At 37.8% G+C, this 20,390-nt stretch carries 13 protein-coding genes and 1 pseudogene; 10 read left to right on the plus strand and 4 right to left on the minus strand.

The annotated features are described in order from the left end of the window. The first annotated feature begins 33 nt into the window (after positions 1 to 33). From MS2017_RS00720 to tsf, 5 genes and pseudogenes are all read left to right on the plus strand, one after another. Positions 34 to 1,638, plus strand: a complete 1,605-nt coding sequence (locus MS2017_RS00720) for a hypothetical protein (protein ID WP_122950934.1) — start codon at positions 34 to 36, stop codon at positions 1,636 to 1,638. Positions 1,639 to 2,812: 1,174 nt separating this feature from the next. Beyond that, entirely contained in the window at positions 2,813 to 4,351 is a 1,539-nt protein-coding gene (gene gpmI / locus MS2017_RS00725) for a 2,3-bisphosphoglycerate-independent phosphoglycerate mutase (protein WP_122952204.1), read from the plus strand. Between the two features lie 18 nt (positions 4,352 to 4,369). Further along, entirely contained in the window at positions 4,370 to 5,041 is a 672-nt protein-coding gene (rpe, locus tag MS2017_RS00730; RefSeq protein WP_071564578.1) for a ribulose-phosphate 3-epimerase, read from the plus strand. 222 nt (positions 5,042 to 5,263) lie between these two features. Then, positions 5,264 to 5,941, plus strand: a pseudogene (gene rpsB / locus MS2017_RS00735) (30S ribosomal protein S2); the annotation flags it as partial. A 334-nt stretch (positions 5,942 to 6,275) separates the two neighbouring features. Continuing rightward, positions 6,276 to 7,154, plus strand: coding sequence for a translation elongation factor Ts (tsf, locus tag MS2017_RS00740; protein ID WP_122950940.1), 879 nt, complete (start codon positions 6,276 to 6,278; stop codon positions 7,152 to 7,154). 102 nt (positions 7,155 to 7,256) lie between these two features. On the opposite strand, the gene gltB is transcribed toward tsf, so the two are convergent. Then, entirely contained in the window at positions 7,257 to 11,753 is a 4,497-nt protein-coding gene (gene gltB / locus MS2017_RS00745; RefSeq protein ID WP_122950941.1) for a glutamate synthase large subunit, read from the minus strand. 198 nt (positions 11,754 to 11,951) lie between these two features. On the opposite strand from gltB, the gene yaaA reads away from it, so the two are divergent. From yaaA to MS2017_RS00760, 3 genes are all read left to right on the plus strand, one after another. Further along, positions 11,952 to 12,704 carry a peroxide stress protein YaaA gene (yaaA, locus tag MS2017_RS00750; protein WP_122950942.1) on the plus strand — a complete coding sequence of 251 codons (753 nt, stop codon included), beginning with the start codon at positions 11,952 to 11,954 and terminating at the stop codon, positions 12,702 to 12,704. A 26-nt stretch (positions 12,705 to 12,730) separates the two neighbouring features. Further along, positions 12,731 to 13,354: a ComF family protein gene (locus MS2017_RS00755; protein WP_084032349.1), complete on the plus strand. Its 624-nt coding sequence runs from the start codon at positions 12,731 to 12,733 to the stop codon at positions 13,352 to 13,354. Positions 13,355 to 13,798: 444 nt separating this feature from the next. After that, positions 13,799 to 15,133: a trypsin-like serine protease gene (locus MS2017_RS00760; protein WP_071564570.1), complete on the plus strand. Its 1,335-nt coding sequence runs from the start codon at positions 13,799 to 13,801 to the stop codon at positions 15,131 to 15,133. Between the two features lie 451 nt (positions 15,134 to 15,584). Here the strand turns inward: MS2017_RS00760 and MS2017_RS00765 are convergent, their stop codons facing one another. The 3 genes from MS2017_RS00765 to MS2017_RS00780 form a co-directional block, all read right to left on the minus strand. Beyond that, complete coding sequence (locus MS2017_RS00765; protein WP_071564569.1) at positions 15,585 to 15,902, minus strand: hypothetical protein; 318 nt, start codon at positions 15,900 to 15,902, stop codon at positions 15,585 to 15,587. A 128-nt stretch (positions 15,903 to 16,030) separates the two neighbouring features. Then, complete coding sequence (locus MS2017_RS00770) at positions 16,031 to 16,321, minus strand: hypothetical protein (protein WP_071564568.1); 291 nt, start codon at positions 16,319 to 16,321, stop codon at positions 16,031 to 16,033. Between the two features lie 656 nt (positions 16,322 to 16,977). Further along, a complete protein-coding gene (locus MS2017_RS00780) occupies positions 16,978 to 17,901 on the minus strand; it encodes a Nudix family hydrolase (RefSeq protein WP_122950944.1) in 924 nt (307 codons plus the stop codon). Between the two features lie 49 nt (positions 17,902 to 17,950). Here MS2017_RS00780 and gshA point away from each other — a divergent pair, with 49 nt between their 5' ends. Both gshA and MS2017_RS00790 read left to right on the plus strand, forming a co-directional pair. After that, complete coding sequence (gene gshA / locus MS2017_RS00785; RefSeq protein ID WP_122950945.1) at positions 17,951 to 19,501, plus strand: glutamate--cysteine ligase; 1,551 nt, start codon at positions 17,951 to 17,953, stop codon at positions 19,499 to 19,501. A gap of 422 nt (positions 19,502 to 19,923) precedes the next feature. Continuing rightward, positions 19,924 to 20,385, plus strand: coding sequence for a toxin-activating lysine-acyltransferase (locus tag MS2017_RS00790; protein WP_071564642.1), 462 nt, complete (start codon positions 19,924 to 19,926; stop codon positions 20,383 to 20,385). Positions 20,386 to 20,390 lie beyond the last annotated feature (5 nt).

The following is a 20,390-nucleotide window of genomic DNA, read 5'->3' on the forward strand; positions in this document are numbered from 1 at the left end:
TAATTGTATTTACAAAGTAATATAGGATATTTTATGATATTAACAAAATTTAATTTTTCAACACTCATTTTTAGTGCTTTATTGACATTCAATATTAATGCCACTATATGCACACCATCAGAGAACGATGAATTTGATGAAGAAATATCGCAACAAGAAGGCGCCGATCCAAGCATTGAAGAAGAAATCATGCCCACAGAAAGTGAGTATGTTAGTTCTGTTGAAGAAAATGTCAGCTCAGTAGCAGCAGAAACCTCTGAACTCTTAGAAGATGCCGTAATGGATACAGCCATGATAACAGCAGAAGAAGCCGTAGCAGTTTTAGGCGTTATTGGCATAGTTGTGGTAGTAGGAATAATGGTTTACCGAGTGGTAACAGTCTTTTCAAACCCTGCATCAACCACAAAGGACAAAGTAATAACTGTGCTTTCTGTACTCTCTCCAGTCGCTGACTTCTTTTCGACAATAGTTAACGATTTTGGTCTTTCACCAGGCGACAAGGCAAGAAAAAAAGTTGACGATGCATTATCTGACGCTACCACTGATAGATACAGTTACAAGGTCAACACTCAAGAGACCTCAAACCTAGATTCATTGGTATCAAAAATCGAAAAACACCTTACAGACTCAATAAACAACACAAGCAGCATAAGAGGAGTTCGAATTAATTATGACCAAATATTACTGCGTCATTATGCAGAAAAATATTTGTTAACCGCTAAAAACATGTATAGCAGTTTACCCAATATATACGCAAGACAATGGATGAAAGCCTCACCAGATTTTATCGCCCTAGATAACGCCCTTGAAAGCGCAGTTAAAGGTGAAAAATTTGACTTACCCGATATCATTTCCAGCAAAACGCGCACACTTTGTGGCATCAACGACGACAATGATTCTCTAAGTCTTAGTAACAAATCTGCCAATCAAGTAAAGAGATGTGTAAACGGTATTTTTTATGATTATAAAACCCATTTCAGCGCCTATTCTTTAGACGATTTAATCACAATCAGCACACCTGACCTTGGACAAACCCCTCCCGTGGAAGTTGTTAAAAGTACCACATTTCGTGACTTCCTAGTCGCTTATGCAGGAACTTATAATCATTTTTTAAGCACTATCAAAGTCAGTTATGCCAGTGGCATCTATAAAGAAAAAGCCAGAGTAGAAAGAATGATTTGCGTCAAACAAAAAACTGCCGCAGAGGACTTCTTAGTAAAAGCAAAAGCAAATGTATGGAGCCTAGCAAGCCTTATATTTAGTGCAGCCAATAACATTGATGGCTCTGGACGAAGCAAAGCCCCTATTTGTTGGGATGGTAAACGCTATATGTGTAGCTCATATATCAAATATAATCGCTCTAAGGACCCCTCCGTTCCCCTAGCATTAGATAAAATAGACACACTACAAGTATTAATAGATGACGCATACAATAGCTGTACTGAAGGAGAATATGACGGCGGAGCCTCCCATGGCGCACTTATCTATGCCTTAAATACAGATCGTTTTTACCCCATGCTTGATAAAGGCGATACCGCCAAGTTATTCACCAATATATTCCGTGGCGTCAAAACAAACCTCGTGCTTTCTGTTAAACAAAAACTCAAAATCTTGTATGAAAGCAAAAAACAGAAGTAGTATAGGCAAGTTTGATTCTATAAGTACTACAGTGCTGTTTAAATAAATATAGGTTAATAAATATAGGTTTTTTAGGGATTCTATTCTATATGGCTTTATGTGAATTTATGTGATTCTATATGGTCTATATGAAACTCTTGCATGGTTATAAATAATTATCAAGAATCCACTTTTCACCCACTTGGTAATTTTTTAAAACCCAGCCTTGGCTCTGCTAGGACAAGGTTTAAGAAAATTACCAAGTGGGTGAAAATTGAATTTTGCTAATCATCCATATTTGCGCAAAGGTCTCTATGTGTTTTATTTGTTAAAGGTTTTGAGCTGAATACAACAACAAAGTGTATTGTGTGATGCGCTTATTCCCGAAATTTTGCTTGGGGGTGTGTTTTTAGTGAGAAAAGTATTTGCAAGGCGTGGTAGTTATTTTTCCAAACCTTATTATTTGTGGGTGTGGGAAAAATGAAAACACCAATGAGCTTCAAGGTAAAATATGCCAAAGACTGTATTGTATCTTTGGCAAATATCGCTTACAATAAGGTTAAAACAACTGTAAATAAACTCAATTCTAGACCGAAAAAATGTTTGGGGTTGAAAGTTTGTCTTATTAGGTGTTTTTAAAGAAGGTGCTTGCCAATTGAGACCTGCATTAAACATAGATATTAACTAAATTCTAACTTTCACTCATTTGTAAATTTGCCCTTTATTTAATATTTATGTTTAATACAGGGGTCTTCTTAGGCGATTATAGGCACCACATTATTCATTTTATTTTTGTAAATGGCATTACTGTGTTTTTTATACTTTAATTTTATAATTTAATGCCAATTCATCAACGAGTATCCTGCGAATTTTCCAGTTAGGCGTTAGGGATTCAGAAATAGTTATTTCCATATCTTACGCTTCAATATTTGTATACGCTTTGATTATTTTTAATAATAACTTAATAAGTTGAGACCTTTGCATAACTATAAACAATCATCAAGAATCCACTTTTTACCCACTTAGTAATTTTTTTAAACCCAGCTTTAACCCTGTGAGGACAAGGTTTAAGAAAATTACTAAGTGGGTAAAAATTGAATTTTGCTAATCATCCATATTTATGTAAAGGCTTCTGTTGGCAGAAGGTAAATGAAGGGTTACATTATTGAAGGGTGTAATGTATAATTCTGCGCCAATGAACACACAAAAACAAACTAAAGTATTGATCATTTTGGATGGCTGGGGACATTCAGAAGTGGTAGAAAATAATGCCGTTGCGTTAGCGAGAACGCCTGTTTGGGATAAATTTAACACTCAGTTTGCGCATACCTTGATTAACACCAGTGGTAAAGAAGTGGGGTTGCCAGGTGAACAGATGGGTAACTCAGAGGTAGGGCACCTTAATTTAGGCGCTGGGCGTATCGTGAAACAGGATTTTACTCGTATTCAGAATGATATCAGCAATGGGGATTTTTTCAGAAACCCAGTTTTAAAGAATTCTTTAGAGTATGCAAACGATAACAGCAAAGCAGTGCATATCATGGGGCTATTGTCTGATGGTGGCGTGCATTCGCATGAGGAGCAAATGTATGCAATGTTGGAGATGGCCAAGCAATATGGGTGTCAAGAGGTATATTTGCATATTTTTGCTGATGGTAGGGATTGTGCGCAAAAAAGTGCCAAAGCGTATATTCTAAAATTAGAGGACAAGATTACTGAGTTTGGCGTAGGGGAAATTGCCAGTGTGATTGGTCGATATTTTTCTTTAGATAGAGACAATCGCTGGTCGCGTGTGCGTTGTGCTTACGAATTGATTGCTAAAGGCAAGGGTGCGTTTTTGGCACAAAGTGCTATTGAGGCGATTGACATGGCTTATGAGCGGGGAGAGACTGATGAGTTTGTGCAATCAACAGTGATCAAGGCACCGACAAAAATTCAAAAAGGCGATGTGATGATTTTTATGAATTATCGTGCTGACCGTGCCAGGCAAATTACACAAGCTTTTACAGATGAAAATTTCCAAGGATTTTCTCGTGGTACTTTTGTGCCAATGCAATTTTTTTGCTTGACAGAGTATAAAAAAGAGTTCAATTTACCAGTCGCCTACCCCGCCGCTAAATTAAATAATGTGTTGGGTAAATATTTGTCTAATTTGGGTATGACGCAACTTAGAATTGCTGAAACTGAAAAGTATGCACATGTAACTTTTTTCTTGAATGGGGGGATTGAACGCCCATTTTATGGCGAAGACCGGATATTGATTCCATCGCCAGATGTGGCAACTTATGACTTGAAGCCAGAAATGAGTATTTTTGAGTTGACAGATGAGTTGGCTGAAAATATTGAGAGTCAGAAATACGATTTAATCATTTGTAACTTTGCCAATACTGATATGGTTGGGCATTCTGGGAAATTGGATGCAGCGATTAAGGCAGTAGAAGCAGTAGACACTTGTTTGGGTATCGTTTACCAAGCCTTGCGTTCAATTAATGGAGAAATGTTAATCACTGCTGATCATGGCAATGTAGAGCAAATGGTTAACCCTGACACAGGTGAGGCGCACACGGCACATACCAACAATCCTGTGCCATTATTATTTATTGGCGATAGAGCAGTGACAATCGCTGAGCCTGGCACAGGCACGCTGTCTGATATTGCGCCAACGCTATTGCTGATGATGGATATTGAGCAACCTGATGAAATGACGGGAAGTAGCTTAATAACTTTTAATTAAAAAAAAACGGAGAGAATAATGAAACAATCTAATTTTATTGCGCCATCAATTTTGGCAGCAGATTTTGCCAGATTAGGCGAAGAAGTTGACAATGTTTTGCGTGATGGCGCAGATATTGTACATTTTGATGTGATGGATAATCACTATGTGCCAAATCTAACAATTGGTCCATTGGTTTGTGAGGCACTTAGAAATCATGGTGTTACTGCACCGATTGATGTGCATTTAATGGTGAAACCAGTAGATAGAATTATTCCCGACTTTATCGATGCAGGCGCATCTTATATCACTTTCCATCCAGAGGCTTCTGAGCATATTGACAGAACATTGGCGATGATTAAAGAAAGCGGCTGCAAAGCAGGCTTGGTATTCAATCCAGCAACGCCACTTCATGTTTTAGACAATGTGATGGACAAGTTAGATATGATTTTGTTAATGTCAGTTAATCCTGGCTTTGGTGGTCAATCTTTTATTCCACAAACATTAGAGAAATGTCGTCAAGTGCGTCAATTAATTGATGCCAGTGGCAAAGATATTCGTCTAGAAATTGATGGTGGTGTTAAGATTGACAACATTCGTGAAGTTGCGGCAGCGGGGGCGGATACTTTTGTTGCAGGTTCTGCTATCTTTAGTACAGATGATTACAAAGCAACCATTGATGCCATGCGTGCAGAATTAGCCAAGGCATAATTTTTGTTGGTCTGACGCTTGCCGTAACAGCGGTGTTTGGGGTATAATGTTGCATTTTAGATTTTTAATAAAAAATCACAAGTTAAATTAAGCGCCCATTAATGGGCGCTTAATTTTTTTTAATGTATCACGCAACCCGACATATTCATCAGGGTGCTTTTCAGTAGAAAGGTTGATGGATAGGGGGAGCGGAAGTTTTAACCCAAAACAGGAGAAAACAATATGGCAAACACAACCATGAAAAAAATGTTAGAGGCAGGTGTTCATTTCGGTCACCGTAGTCGTTTTTGGCACCCAAAAATGGAGCGTTACATTTACGGCGTTCGTAACGGTGTGCATATCATCAATTTAGAAAAAACCTTACCAATGTTCAACGATGTGCTTAATTTTGCATCAAAAACAGCAGCAAATGGCGGCTCTATTTTATTTGTCGGCACTAAGCGTGCTGCAAGTGATATCGTAAAAGAAGAGGCCATTCGTTGCGGTATGCCTTATGTAAATCATCGCTGGTTAGGTGGTATGATGACTAACTATAAAACGATTAAAGCCTCAATCAAACGCTTAAAAGATTTAGAATTTTTGGCAGAAGAAAACTTTAGCCAATTCGGCAAAAAAGAAGCACTAATGATGACGCGTGAAATGGAAAAATTAGAGCGCAGTTTAGGTGGTATTAAAGATTTAGGCGGTATTCCTGATGTGGTATTTGTTATTGATATCGGTCATGAGAAAAATGCAGTTAAAGAAGCACAAAAACTACACTTACCAATCATTGGCATTGTTGATACTAATTACAACCCAGAGGGCATTGATTATGTCGTGCCAGGTAATGATGACTCAATTAGAGCAGTGAGTTTTTATGCTAGGGAAATTGCCAATGCAGTATTAGAGGCAAAAGCTTCAGCGCCAATAAAAGCAACAGTGAAGAAAGCGGTTTCTATTAAGAAAGCCGTTGCTAAAGAGCCTTCTAATGCTAAAGACCCTGCTGTTAAAGAGTCCACGGCCAAAGAGCCAGTTGCTCAGGAAGTACAGACTACTAAAGAAGAAAAGCCCGTTGTTGTAGAAGCATCAGCCAAAACTGAAAAGCTTAATAAAACAGCACTTAATGCAATGAAAAAAGCAGAGTTAACTGATTATGCAAGCAAGCAAGGTATTGAAGTTGATGCCAACGACACTAAAATAGCAATGATTGAAAAAATTCTTGCATAAAGTAATCATTATAAATTAGGAGATTATTATGGCTATTACAGCATTAATGGTTAAAGAACTGAGAGAAAGAACAGGTGCAGGCATGATGGACTGCAAAAAGGCATTAAGTGAAACTGATGGCGATATGGAAGCAGCAATTGATTTGATGCGTACTTCAGGTGCTGCTAAAGCGGCCAAGAAATCAGGCCGCATTGCCGCAGAAGGTTTGGTCAAAGTGAATGTTACTGACGATGGTAAAACAGCAACTATTTTAGAGGTTAATTCTGAAACAGACTTTGTGACTAAAGGGGAGACCTTTATTGGTTTTGTTGATACTTTAGGCGCATTAGCACTAAAAACGACCCCCGCTAACATTGAAGAGTTTTTAAAGGAATCAATGGAAAACGGCGATTCACTGGAAAAAGCGCGTGAAGATATTATCGCTCAAACAGGGGAAAATGTGGCCATTCGTCGCGTGCAAACTGTGCAAACAGATAGCGGTGTTATCGGTATTTATAAACATGGAGAGCGTATTGCGGTATTAACTCTATTAGAAGGTGGCGATGAAGCCTTAGCCAAAGATATTGCTATGCACATTGCCGCATCTAAGCCTGAATGCATTAGCGAAGACGATTTATCTGCAGACCTTTTGGAAAGAGAAAAAGCAATTTTTGTGGAGCAAGCAAGAGAATCTGGCAAACCAGACGATATCATTGAGAAAATGATTGGTGGTCGTATGAAGAAATTTATTAACGAAGTAACACTTGCTGGTCAAGCATTTGTTAAAGACCCAGACACAACAGTGGCTGCGTTACTTAAATCAAATAATGCAACCATAAAATCATTCATTCGCTTTGAAGTCGGCGAAGGCATTGAGAAAAAAGAAGAAAACTTTGCTGATGAAGTGATGGCACAAATTAAGGGATAATTTCTCCCTTTTATTGCGCTAAGTATTAAAAAAATACTTGCAAAGACATAAAAAAAGACCGCTAATTTAGCGGTCTTTTTTTTACATTTTTTTTGTTAGCGTTTAAGCATTGAGCGCCCGCTTAAACTCTGTAGGAATAACCAGGACAAAATCATTTAGTGCATTTTTCCAATCATCTAAAATGCGCTTGGCGACTGATGATCCAGTTAAGTCATAATGAGTTTGAATATAGTGCTTTAATTCATTTTCATAGGTTTTGTTAAAGGGGTCTAAATCCACCATAGCGCCCGTAGAAAGCATATTATTAAAGGTTTTATTTGGGTTGTAAACAAACGCAACACCACCAGACATGCCTGCTGCGAAGTTACGGCCGATTTCTCCTAAAATGATTGCTTTACCGCCAGTCATATACTCACAGCCGTGATCGCCAATGCCTTCTACAACGGCTATTGCACCAGAGTTACGCACGCAGAAGCGTTCTGAAACACAACCTGATAAGTATAATTCACCGCCTGTTGCGCCGTAGCCACAAACATTGCCGGCAATGATTTCTTCTTCGGCATTGAAGGTGGAATTTTTTGGAGGATAAACGATTACACGACCGCCTGATAAGCCTTTGCCGACATAATCATTGGCATCGCCTTCAATTTCAAGGGTAATGCCTTGTGCTAAGAATGCACCGAGTGATTGCCCTGCGGAGCCGGTAAAGTTAATATGAATTGAGTTATCATCTAGGTTGTTGCCACCACGATTTTTGACGATATATGAAGAGAGCATTGCGCCAACAGCACGGTCAATATTGGTAATTTTAGAATTAAATTTAACTTTATTGTTGCCTTCAATAGCATCTTTTGCTTGTTTAATTAAGGCGTTATCAAGTTGGTATGTTAATTCATGGTCTTGTGCTTTGGTTTGGTAGGTACCTGTATTTTTGTGCGGTTTTTGTGCTGGCGTGAGTAATGCATCAAGATTGATAGAACTTTGTTTCCAATGATCAATGGCTTGATTCATTTCTAACATATCTGCTCTGCCAACCATATCGTTAATCGTTTTAAAGCCTAATTCAGCCATAATAAGACGCAATTCTTGCGCCACCATAAACAAGTAGTTCACCACATATTCTGGCTTGCCAGTAAATTTCTTACGCAATGCTTTGTCTTGTGTGGCAATGCCAACTGGACAGGTGTTAAGATGGCATTTGCGCATCATAATACAACCCATGGTGATGAGCGGTGCAGTAGAAAAACCAAATTCTTCAGCACCCAGTAAAACGCCAATGGCGACATCACGGCCTGTTTTAAGTTGTCCATCTGTTTGAATAACCACGCGTGAACGCAGGTCATTCATAACCAGTGTTTGGTGTGTTTCAGCCAAACCTAATTCCCATGGCAAACCCGCATGTTTAATCGAAGTAAGTGGCGATGCGCCTGTGCCACCATCATGACCAGCGATTACAATATGGTCGGATTTTGCCTTAGTCACACCAGCAGCAATTGTGCCAACGCCCACTTCCGCCACAAGCTTTACGCTAATGCGTGCGACTGGGTTTGCACGCTTTAAATCAAAAATGAGTTGTGATAAATCTTCAATAGAATAAATATCATGGTGTGGTGGTGGTGAAATTAAACCGACACCTGGTGTTGAATGTCTGATTTTAGCAATGCCTGCATCGACTTTAGTGCCTGGTAGTTCGCCGCCTTCACCGGGTTTTGCGCCTTGTGATACCTTAATTTGGATTTCGTCAGCGTTGTTTAAATATTCAATAGTTACGCCAAACCGACCAGAGGCCACTTGTTTGATTGCGCTTCTGCGTGAATCGCCGTTGGCATCGGGTGTCCAGCGTTTGGCATCTTCACCACCTTCACCTGTGTTAGATTTACCACCTAAGCGGTTCATGGCAATTGCTAAAGATTCGTGTGATTCGGCAGAAATAGAGCCAAAACTCATTGCACCTGTGGCGAAGCGTTTAACAATTTCTTTGCAGGATTCTACTTCATCAATAGAAATTGGGTTGCCTTTTTTGAAAGACATTAGACCCCGCAAGGTTGAATTGCGAGTGCCTTCTTTATTGGCATGTTCGGCAAACGCCCAATATGCAAATTCGTCGTTATTGCGAGCGGCCAATTGTAGGTTGGAAATTGTTTCTGGATCCCACATGTGTTTTTCACCACCACTGCGCCAATGGTATTGACCTAGATTGTCTAATGTGTCGCTGCGGTAAGCAAATTGATGGCGTTTTTCACTTTCGTCTTGAAGAATATCAAAACCAACGCCATCAATGCGTGATGCAGTTCCAAAGAAGCATTTATCCATTACCTCTTGTGCCAAACCCACTGCTTCAAAAATTTGCGCCCCCTTGTATGACTCTAAAGTAGAAATACCCATTTTTGCCATCACTTTAAGCATACCTTTACCAACACCTTTACGGTAAGCGTTAATAATGGCTTCATCGCTTTCGCTGTCAATAAGTTGGTCACGGCGTGCTTGCCAAAGTGCTTCAAAGGCAAGATATGGGTTAATGGCATCAGCACCAAAACCCGTCATTAAGCAGAAATGGTGCACTTCGCGTGCCTCGCCTGTTTCAACAATAATACCAACTTGGGTGCGTTCAGAGCAAGCCACAAGGTGGCGATGCAGTGCGCTTGAGGCCAGTAAACTAGAAATGGTCGCACGATTTTCACCAATCTGACGATCTGATAAAATGATTAAACTGTGCCCGTCTTTGATGGCTTGTGAGCCTTGTTGGCAAATATCGTTAAGCAATTCGTCAATCTTTTTGCCTGCATTAGTGTCATAAGTAATATCAATGGTTTTTGAAGTCCAGCCACGGTGATTACAATGCCTGAGGGCTGCCGTCTCTTCATTGGTTAAAATTGGGTGGTCAATGACTAGGCGGTGTGCGTTCTCAGCTTTGTCGTTTAAAAGGTTGCCCTCAGGGCCAATGGAACAACGCAATGACATTACAATTTCTTCACGAATAGAGTCAATTGCAGGGTTGGTCACCTGTGCAAAAAGTTGCTTGAAATAGTCATAAATAATGCGTGATTGGTTGGACAAACAGGCTAAGGCAGAATCATTGCCCATTGAGCCTACTGGGTCACGCAACTCTTTGACTAGAGGTAAAAGCATAAATTGTAGAGTTTCTGTGCTGTAACCGAATGCTTTTAGGCGATGAACTAGGGTTTCAGGATAAAAACCATGTGCTTCTCGCTCACAGTGTAATTCTGATAAGTGGATTTGTTGCTGATTCAGCCATTCTTGGTAAGGATTTTTCTTGGAAAATTCTGATTTAATATTATCGTCATTAAGTAATTCGCCTTTTTCAAAATCGACTAAGAACATTTTTCCAGGACGCAACCTGCCTTTGGTTTTAATGTTATCTGTTGCCACATCAACCACGCCAACCTCACTTGCCATAATCACTCGCTGATCATGAGTGAGATAATAACGAGAGGGACGCAAGCCGTTACGGTCAAGTACAGCACCGATATAATGGCCGTCAGTAAAGGCGATAGAGGCTGGACCATCCCATGGCTCCATAACATTAGAGAAGTATTCGTAAAAGGCTTTTTTCTCATCACTCATATTGGTGTCGTTTTGCCAAGCCTCTGGCACCATCATCAGCACCGCTTCTTGCAAGGTACGGCCGTTCATCATTAAAAATTCTAACACATTATCAAAACTACCCGAATCAGATACTTCGGTCTCAATTACTGGGAGTGTTTTGGCTAAATCATCGTCTTTGAATAAGTCGCTTTGTAATACGCCTTCTCTAGCGTGCATCCAATTATAATTACCTTGGCGAGTGTTGATTTCGCCATTATGTGACATATAACGACAAGGTTGCGCCCTATCCCAAGAAGGGAAAGTGTTGGTAGAAAAACGGGAATGCACCATGGCCAAATAAGTTGAATAGTCAGGGCTGGATAAATCTGTGTAAAAGTCAAGCACCTGAGAGCCCATCAACATACCTTTGTAAATAATAACGCTGGTGGACAAACTGCAAACATAAAACAACAACGCTTGAGACAAAGTATCGTTAGTTCTAATTGCGTTTGAAGCATATTTTCTAATGATGAACAGCGTGCGCTCGAAAGCAAGTGTATCAATGTCATCAGCTTTGGCAATGATTAATTGTTTGATCACAGGCTGAGATTTTTTGGCAATATTACCCACATTTGCCTTGTCAATGTCAATTGGCGTGTCTCTCCAACCGATCAATGTTTGACCTTCGTCAGCAATGGATTTTTCGAGTAAATCCATACAATGAGCGCGCTGTTTATCATCCTGTGGTAAAAACACATTGCCTACCGCATAAGTGCCTTTTTTAACATCAACATTAAACAATGATTTAATTTCTTGAATGAAAAAATTATGTGGAATGTCAGTCAAGATGCCTGCACCATCACCCGTGTTCGTCTCGCAGCCGCAGCCGCCACGATGATCCATTCTGGATAACATTTCTAAAGCATCTGCCGTAATGGCGTGTGATGGCTCACCTTTTATGTGAGCAATAAAGCCAACGCCACAACTTTCTTTTTCATTGCTTGGATGGTAAAGTCCGTGCGCTTTTGGTAAGTGTAATAATGGGTTTTTCATTGCAAATAATAATCAAAAAAAATCCGCTAAATTATAACCTAAAACACCCTGCTAACATTTGAAAATAGTGCAAGGGGTTTAACCTCTTCCAGTAGATAGTTTTTATGCGTGTTTTTTGGTGGATCCCTTAAGGGTTTAAAAGGCATCTTAAGTAAGAAAAATTAAGGTAGAATATTTTTTATTTTTTAAATACATCAAATGCTGGCTGTTATTTCCCCCTCAAAAACGCAGGATTTTAATCCAAGCGATATTATTGATTTTAGTCAAACACGCCAAATGGCACAATCTCAAGCGTTAATTGCGGTGCTAAAAATCAAAACACAAGAAGAAATTGCCGATTTAATGTCAATTAGTGAAAAGTTGTCACTATTAAATTTTGAGCGTTTTCAAACCTTTAAAACCCCACTCACATTGAACAATGCCAAACAAGCCTTGCTTGCCTTCAAAGGTGATGTTTACAATGGTATTGATGTTTCCAGTTTGTCAACAGCAGATTTAGACTTTGCACAAAACACGCTTCGGATGCTGTCTGGTTTATACGGCGTGATTCGTCCGTTAGATTTGATTGCACCCTATCGCTTGGAAATGGGCACTCGACTTGTTACCGACAAAGGCAAAAATCTCTATGAATTTTGGGGTGAACAAATTTCTCAGGTGCTGAATGAAGATGAATCTGAGGTGATTGTCAATTTAGCTTCCAACGAGTATTTCAAAGGTATTGATAAAAAAGCGCTGAATGCCAATATTATCAATATCGTTTTCAAAGAATTTAAGAACGATAACTACAAAATTATCGGCATCTATGCCAAACGCGCCAGAGGTTTAATGGTAAATTATATGATTAAAAACAGAATCACTCAAGCGGAACATTTAAAGAATTTTGACAAAGAAGACTATCAATTCAAAGCCGATATGTCCGATGACACAACATGGGTTTTTACCAGAGGCTAATCTTCAAACAATCTTGCGTATTATGTATGGAACCCGCAAGTTTTTGTATATGCCAAGCATGTGAAGCTGAGTTTTCCAATCAAACAAACCGTTGCCAATCCTGCGCTCATCCCATCAGTGGTAACCTTGATTTTTGCGGACAATGCCTTAGTCATTCCCCTGCCTTTAATCGTGCTTATACCCTGTATGATTATCAAGATTTAGTTGCACAATTGATTAAAATCTTTAAATACAATCAACGATTATGTGTCGGCCATTATTTTGCCCATAAACTGGCTGATAAATACCAAACTATGCAAAATTATGATGCCATTATCCCCATGCCACTCAGTCGGCAACGCATTCGAGAACGAGGGTTTAACCAAGTATCGGAACTCCTTAATATAATCAAGAAAAACCCAAATCACATTATTGACACACATAGCGTCCACCGTATAAAAGCCACTCAACCCCTCGCAACACTCACCCCCGAACAACGCCAAAAAGAAATTAAAGGCGCATTTCACGCCAACACAATCTCCTATCAACGAGTTTTATTAGTTGACGATGTTATGACCACTGGCGTTAGCCTTAACGAACTGGCAAAAACCATCCTTAAGGCAGGTGCTAAAAATTGCGATATTTTGACTTTGTCTAGGGCTAGAGATTAATGGAGTGGCAGGCAATTTTTGTGTTTAACTCCAATTATTCGACTCCAATAAAGTCAAGACAACTAAAAAATTCCTTTTATTTTTTTCATCCTCTTAATTTAACACCATTTTCAAAAATAAACCAAACAATCTAATGCTCGTCCTCACCCCAAGTATTAGCAATAAAAATACCCAAGCCAAAATATCCACTATATTCAAAAATATTGTTGATTCTAGCTTGAAAAACTATGCTAGAATATATATGCGTTATACTTCTATTATCACAGAGAAGTGGGGCAATAAGGTTGTTTGAGTTGATTTGCAGGAGGGGTGTTGGCTTAAGTTAATGGCTGACCTTTGACTTTATTTAAGGAATAATCTAACGCAATCATCGCTATTTACAGACAATTCTGCCCATTAAGTTAGTAAAACTAAACAGTTAATTAACAAAAAAAAGGGGAAAAAATGAAAATGAAATTTATGTTAAAAATGGTATTTGTAGGGTTGCTTTGTAGTAGTAAAGTGTTTGCTATGTTTGGAGGGGTTAAACTTTCTGGTGAGGACGCTCCTGATTGGGCATTGGGAAATTTTTCTTGTGGCGCAACTTTGATAGCGCCTAGAGTTATTTTAACAGCAGCACATTGTCCAATACAAAATAACAATAAAATAGGCTATTATCATAGAAAAACTGGAGATATATTGTCTGGAACAGCATACAAATATGATGGCTATATTGGTGATGGTGCCTCGCTGAATGATGTTGCTATCATATTTTTAGATAAATCATATGATGAACTTAATACAATTAGCCTCCCAAGTTATAATCTTGAAAATACTTTATTAACAGATAATGACTTGCCATTCCCTTATTTTGATGGTAAGGGAGGTGTCGCATTGTATGGCAAAGTACACTACAACGGTCAACCATATAATTTTGCCAGAGATGTGGGATATATGAATAAGTATTACAAATATATTGATGGACACTATGAACCGGGCAACTATAGGATGATCTATATGTCTCTTAATAGGATGTTAAAGGGTCCATATCCTCGTGCTCTAACTTCAAATATAGTCTTGAATTCAGACTATTCAAATTTTTTAATGAATGACAAAAAAATGACAATTAGTGATATAGATAATGAACTTATTATGTTTCCAAGTCGGGTGTCATCCGAAGGTTCTGTTATTTATAACCCTATCGCTAGTGGGGATTCAGGAGGAACAATTGTTTATGAAAAAAATGGAAAGACAAATATGATAGGTGTTATTTCTGGATCGCAAAGTCATGCACGATTAAAGAGTAATTGGAAATGGATTATAGATAAAGTTAGTGCACTATCAAAAGATGATGCATTCTATATTGCAAAGCAAATTATAGGAAATAAATGGGGCGCAAATGATAGAAAAGGAAATACAGGAGATATATTTATTTACAATAATCCATATAATGGAGATATTGAATATTTTAGATTAAGACAATTGGGTTCCGATGATAGATATTGGTATTTCCCTACGGACAAACAAAATAATTATTATTGGGAATACCTTGGCACAGACTATCCTGAGGTTAAAGAATTTGAACTTTTTAATACATTTAATAGATGGGGCGCAAATGATAGAAAAGGAAATATAGGAGATATATTTATTTACAGTGATCCATATAATGGAGATATTGAATATTTTAAATTAAAACAATTGGGTTCTGATGATAGATATTGGTATTTCCCTACGGACAAACAAAATAATTATTATTGGGAATATCTGGGAACAAACTATCCAGATATAGAAAAAAAATAACAGTTACATTGCCTCAAAATCTCTGGCAACTTTTTTAAAATTTCTTATAACTCAATTTAAGAAGTCTTTTTCAGATGATTATTGATGTATTTTCTCTCGCTGTAAATGGGCGTGTGTCCAAATACTTTGTTAATGTGGTTTTTAATGGCTTGTTTAGTATCGTTTGTTCTTGATTTGTAACGCAAAGCCACTTCTGTCAATGCCTAGATTGACACTGATAACTAGCGGATAAAGAAGATGAAGATAAGGACGGTTTGAGTTCGGCTAACACCATTTTTAAAAATAAACCAAACAATCCGCCACCCATCCTCATCCAAGTATTAACAGTAAAAATACCTGGGCGATTATAAGCACTATATTTATGATTTATACAAAGGTCTCAAACTAACTACCAAAAAATTTTCACAAAAAATACCGCCCTCCCAAGCGATATTAATATTTTTTAATTTTTTTATGGCAGTAGCCAAAAACTTCGATCTTTGTAGTCTTGTGTGATAATCCATAAGGCAGAATTAGCGAGAGCCGTTCCTACCCAAGAGACGGTATCAATAACGGCATTTTCTGTCCAACTTATAATGTCTCCGAATATGCCAGCACCTTTAACGCTGTGCATCTGCCCATCATTCATTGCCACTGCACCAGTATTTTGTAAAAATACTGGAGAATCAAGTAAATTTTGATTCAGATTTGAACTTGCCACACTCACACCCGAAAGTGTGACCCCAGCAGTGATGACACATGCTATTACTATACTTTTTAAATTAAGCATTTTACTCCCCTTAAAATTACGACAACTCTGCCGTTATTGGGTTGAAAAACTCAACTAAGTTCTTTGCGAACCCCTCCACATGCAACTGATAATAATATATTTTTTTGAAGCGGTATTAATATTTTTATCTATGGTCTAGGCCTGAAGATGTGAGTGTCTATATAATTGAGTGTCAATATGGTAGCCTTTGCTACATCAAGAGCGGCCTTTTCTATCCAATTTATAATGTCTCCAAATATGCCAGCACCTTTAACACTCTGCATCTGTTCATCATTCATTGCCACCGCACCAGTATTTTGTAAAAATACTGGAGAATCAAGTAAATTTTGATTCAGATTTGAACTTGCCACACTCACACCCGAAAGTGTGATTCCAGCAGTGATGACACATGCTATTACTATACTTTTTAAATTAAACATTTTATTCTCCTTAAAAATTACAACAATTCTACTGTTGTTGGGCTGAAAAACTCAACCAAGTTTTTTTTGAAAACCGATAATAACATATTTTTTTGAATCAATATATTTTTTTGCAAAAAATATTTTTTATTAGCGCAAGCCCTATTTTTTTTATAGTTGAGACCTTTGCATAAATATGAATAATCATCAAGAATCCACTTTTCACCCACTCGGTAATTTTTTAAACCCAATCTTAGCCCTACTAGGACAAGGTTTAATAAAATTACCAATTGGGTGAAAATTGAATTCTGCTAATCATTCATATTTATGCAAAGGCCTCATAGTTTTCATTTGGACTTTCTATTCTTGAGTTAAAAGAAATCGGAGGGCATTCTGGATTCCAAGTTTATGTTGTTAGAATTCCATTCTAAGGTTTAGTAAAAACAAATAAACCAGCATTGGTTGATATTGAAAATGAAAAATTTAAACACTTCGTTGCGTTTCGCAGATTCAAAAAAAAGTAAAGTTTTTTAGCCGACCCTTCAATTGGTAATCGATCAATTCCTCCAAATGATTTTATAAATTTATGGAAATGGAAAACAGCATTTGCATGGCATAAATTTTTGTTTAGTGTTATTTACAGTGCTTAATAAATTAATTGATACGCCCAATTACCCTTAAAAAGCACTAACCCCAGCAATTCCTTGAGCACCAAGCTTCAGTGTTTTGTCTAAATCTTGCTCGCTCATTCCGCCTAAAAAATATACAGGGATATTAAGTTTTCCTACCACTTCTTTGGCGGTGTTCCAGCCAATTGGTGTGGTATTGGGGTGGGTTTGGGTGAGTTGGACAGGGGAAATAACGATAAAGTCGGCACCGATTGTTTGGGCGTTTAGCGCTTCATTTAGGTTGTGTGTGGATGCGCTGAGTAATTTATCTTGGGGGCAGGGTCTGGTGGTTAGTTTTAACATTTCATGAGTGGTGAGATGCCAACCGTCACAATAGGTTTCTTTGAATGATTTATCGATGGTATTAAGTAGTAATTTAATATTATGTTGCTTACATTTGCTATAAAGTTCGGCGATAAACGAGCTATCTAACGATACTTTGCTTCTAAGTTGAATTAATGCTATGTTTTGCGTTAGTTTTTGTTCGAACTTGGACATCCATTCATCGCTTTGATGATTGTTTGCTGGCGTTATCCAATATTTATTGGGCAAAGTGATTGAGTGAATAAAAGCCCTCATTGTTGGCAACAGTTGGTAATCGTTTAATGCATCAATTTTAACCCAAGCAATAGCCTGACCTTCTATACCTGCGGGCGTATTTTGATATTGGTTAATGTTATAAATGCTTAGTTGTACGGTTCTGTCTTCGTAGTGATACACCATGGTTTGATGTAAATTGACTTGGTTAACTTGAATGCCTAGTTCTTCTTTGAGCTCTCTGCTGATGGTTTGTTCTGGTGATTCATTCGCTTCAATTTTACCGCCCGGTAATTCCCAAAATCCGCCCATAAATTGTGCTTTTTGGCGTTGTGCAATGAGTATTTCTTGGTGTTCGTTACGCAAAACGCCAACAACTGCTTTGATTATCTTCATTTTTATATCTTAGTGGTAAAATACTTGTATTTTAGCACTGAGCATTAGTTTGAATTTAATAGATACAATACAGCAACTTAAGCCTTATGGCGATTTGTTAAAAGACAATTTAATGGGATTGGAAAAAGAAGGATTGCGCGTTTCACGCAAAGGCGGCATCTCTCAAGCGCCACATCCAAAGGCACTTGGTTGTGCATTAACACATCCGAATATTACCACTGATTTTTCTGAATCATTGATTGAATTGGTAACGCCGCCGATGCATAGCGCCAAGGAAATGCTGGAATTTTTATCGAAAACGCAACAATATTTATATCATCATTTGCCAAAAGATCAAAGTTTTTGGACCGCAAGTATGCCATGCGTAATTCGAGGAGAAACTTATATTCCAATTGCCCAATATGGCACAAGCAATCAAGGGATGATGAAAACCGTTTATCGGCATGGGTTAGCCAATCGTTATGGCAGTGTGATGCAAACCATTGCCGGCATTCATTTTAATTATTCATTTTCAGCAGATTTTTTCAAGCAATATTATCAGCTTCGAGCGCCAAATGAGACATTCAAAAAATTCAGTGACCAAAATTATATGGCACTAACTCGCAATGTGGTGCGTTATGGCTGGCTTATTCCCTATTTATTTGGCGCTTCGCCTGCTGTGTGTAAATCCTTTCTTAAGGGTTATCATCAGCATTCTTTAGTGGAATTTAGCGCCTCTACTTTATATGAACCGTATGCCACTTCCTTGCGAATGGGGGATATTGGTTATCAAAACTTACGCGAAGACGAGGCAGGTGTAAAAGCAAACTATAATTCTTTAGGGCATTATATCCACAGTTTAAAATCTGGCATGCAAACAGCGTGTTGTGAATATGAAAGCATTGGATTGAAAAAACAAGGGCAATATCAACAGTTGAATACCAATATTTTACAGATTGAAAATGAGTACTATGCGTCTGTGCGCCCTAAGCCAAATATAGTGTCAGATAAAAAACCTTTGGATGCGTTGAATGAAGACGGTATTAGTTATATTGAGTTGCGCTCATTGGATATTAACCCAAATTTAGCATTGGGTATTGACCAAACACAAGTTTTGTTTTTAGAAGCGTTTTTGTTATTTTGCCTACTGGAAGAATCGCCAGTGATTTCAAGCCGAGAACAATTTGAAATTGATAGCAACGATCAGTTGGTTGCCCACAAAGGGCGACAATCGGGTTTGGTTTTAAACCATCAAGGGCAAAGCATTTCATTACAAGCATTGGGTAAGGCGACAATGGATAAAATCGCATTGTGTGCCGAATTATTGGGGTCAGACTGTCAAACAGCCGTTAAAGAAATTGGCAAGCGTATTGACAATGCCGAATTAACCCCTTCAGCAATTACCTTGAGTGAGATGAAAAAACAAGGACAAGGTTTTTTTAATTACACGAATACATTGGCAAAACATCATCAAAAAGATTTTCTTGCTCGAAAAATCGATCAAGCACATTTCGATTATTTAGACCAGCAAGCTAAAAAATCTTGTGAACAGCAATTTAAGATAGAACAGGCAGATACCCTTAGTTTTGATGACTATTTGGCAGATTATTTTAATCATTAATTATCTATACCATTTTCAAAAATAAACTAAACTCTGTGAGACCTTTGCATAAATATAAATAATCATCAAGGATCCACTTTTTTCCACTTGATAATTTTTTAAACCCAGCCTTAGCCCTACTGGGACAAGATTTAAGAAAATTACCAAGTAGAAAAAAATTGAATTTTATTAATTATCCATATTTATGCAAAGGTCTCACTGTATTATTCATTTTATTTTTGAAAAATAGTATTAGACAAAAACCTTTTTACCTACAACCAGTATTTATCAAGAAGAACAATTAAAAAACCAATGAAAACAATGTTTAAGCCAACCCATATTGAGTAATGATGTTTTTTGAATTTAGACGCTGTAAAATTAATACATTTGTAACCAAATAGGTAAAATAATTTGAATTATTAACCCATGAGACTTATAAAACTATGACCCCCGAAAAAATAACCGAAAAAACCTACATGGAAATCTTGGGCAATGCATTTTGGCTGTCCAGACAATCTGAATTACATTGTGAACATTATAGTATTTGCGGTTTTTTTGGTTGTATTTCAGAGGGCATTCTACTCGGTCAATACAAATTAATTCGCAATAGTAGAGACATGCCTTTGGCATTTTCTGTATGGGCAAAAGTTGATGACAAAACACTGGATAAATTATTACACAGTGACCACAAAATCACTGCTAACGAATGGAACAATGGAGACAATATATACTTTTTGGAATACATTTGCCCATTCAAACACATTTTTCAATTTAACAGAGAGGTAAGAAAATCGCTACCTCATAAAGCCAAAATATATGCCTTAAGAGTTAAAGTTGCTAAAGATGAAAACAATCAAGCGATACCAAGGAAGCGAATAATGAAACTTGTTAACAATCTCTACTAAGAAAA

It is taken from the genome of Bathymodiolus thermophilus thioautotrophic gill symbiont, assembly GCF_003711265.1.
Classification (GTDB): domain Bacteria; phylum Pseudomonadota; class Gammaproteobacteria; order PS1; family Pseudothioglobaceae; genus Thiodubiliella.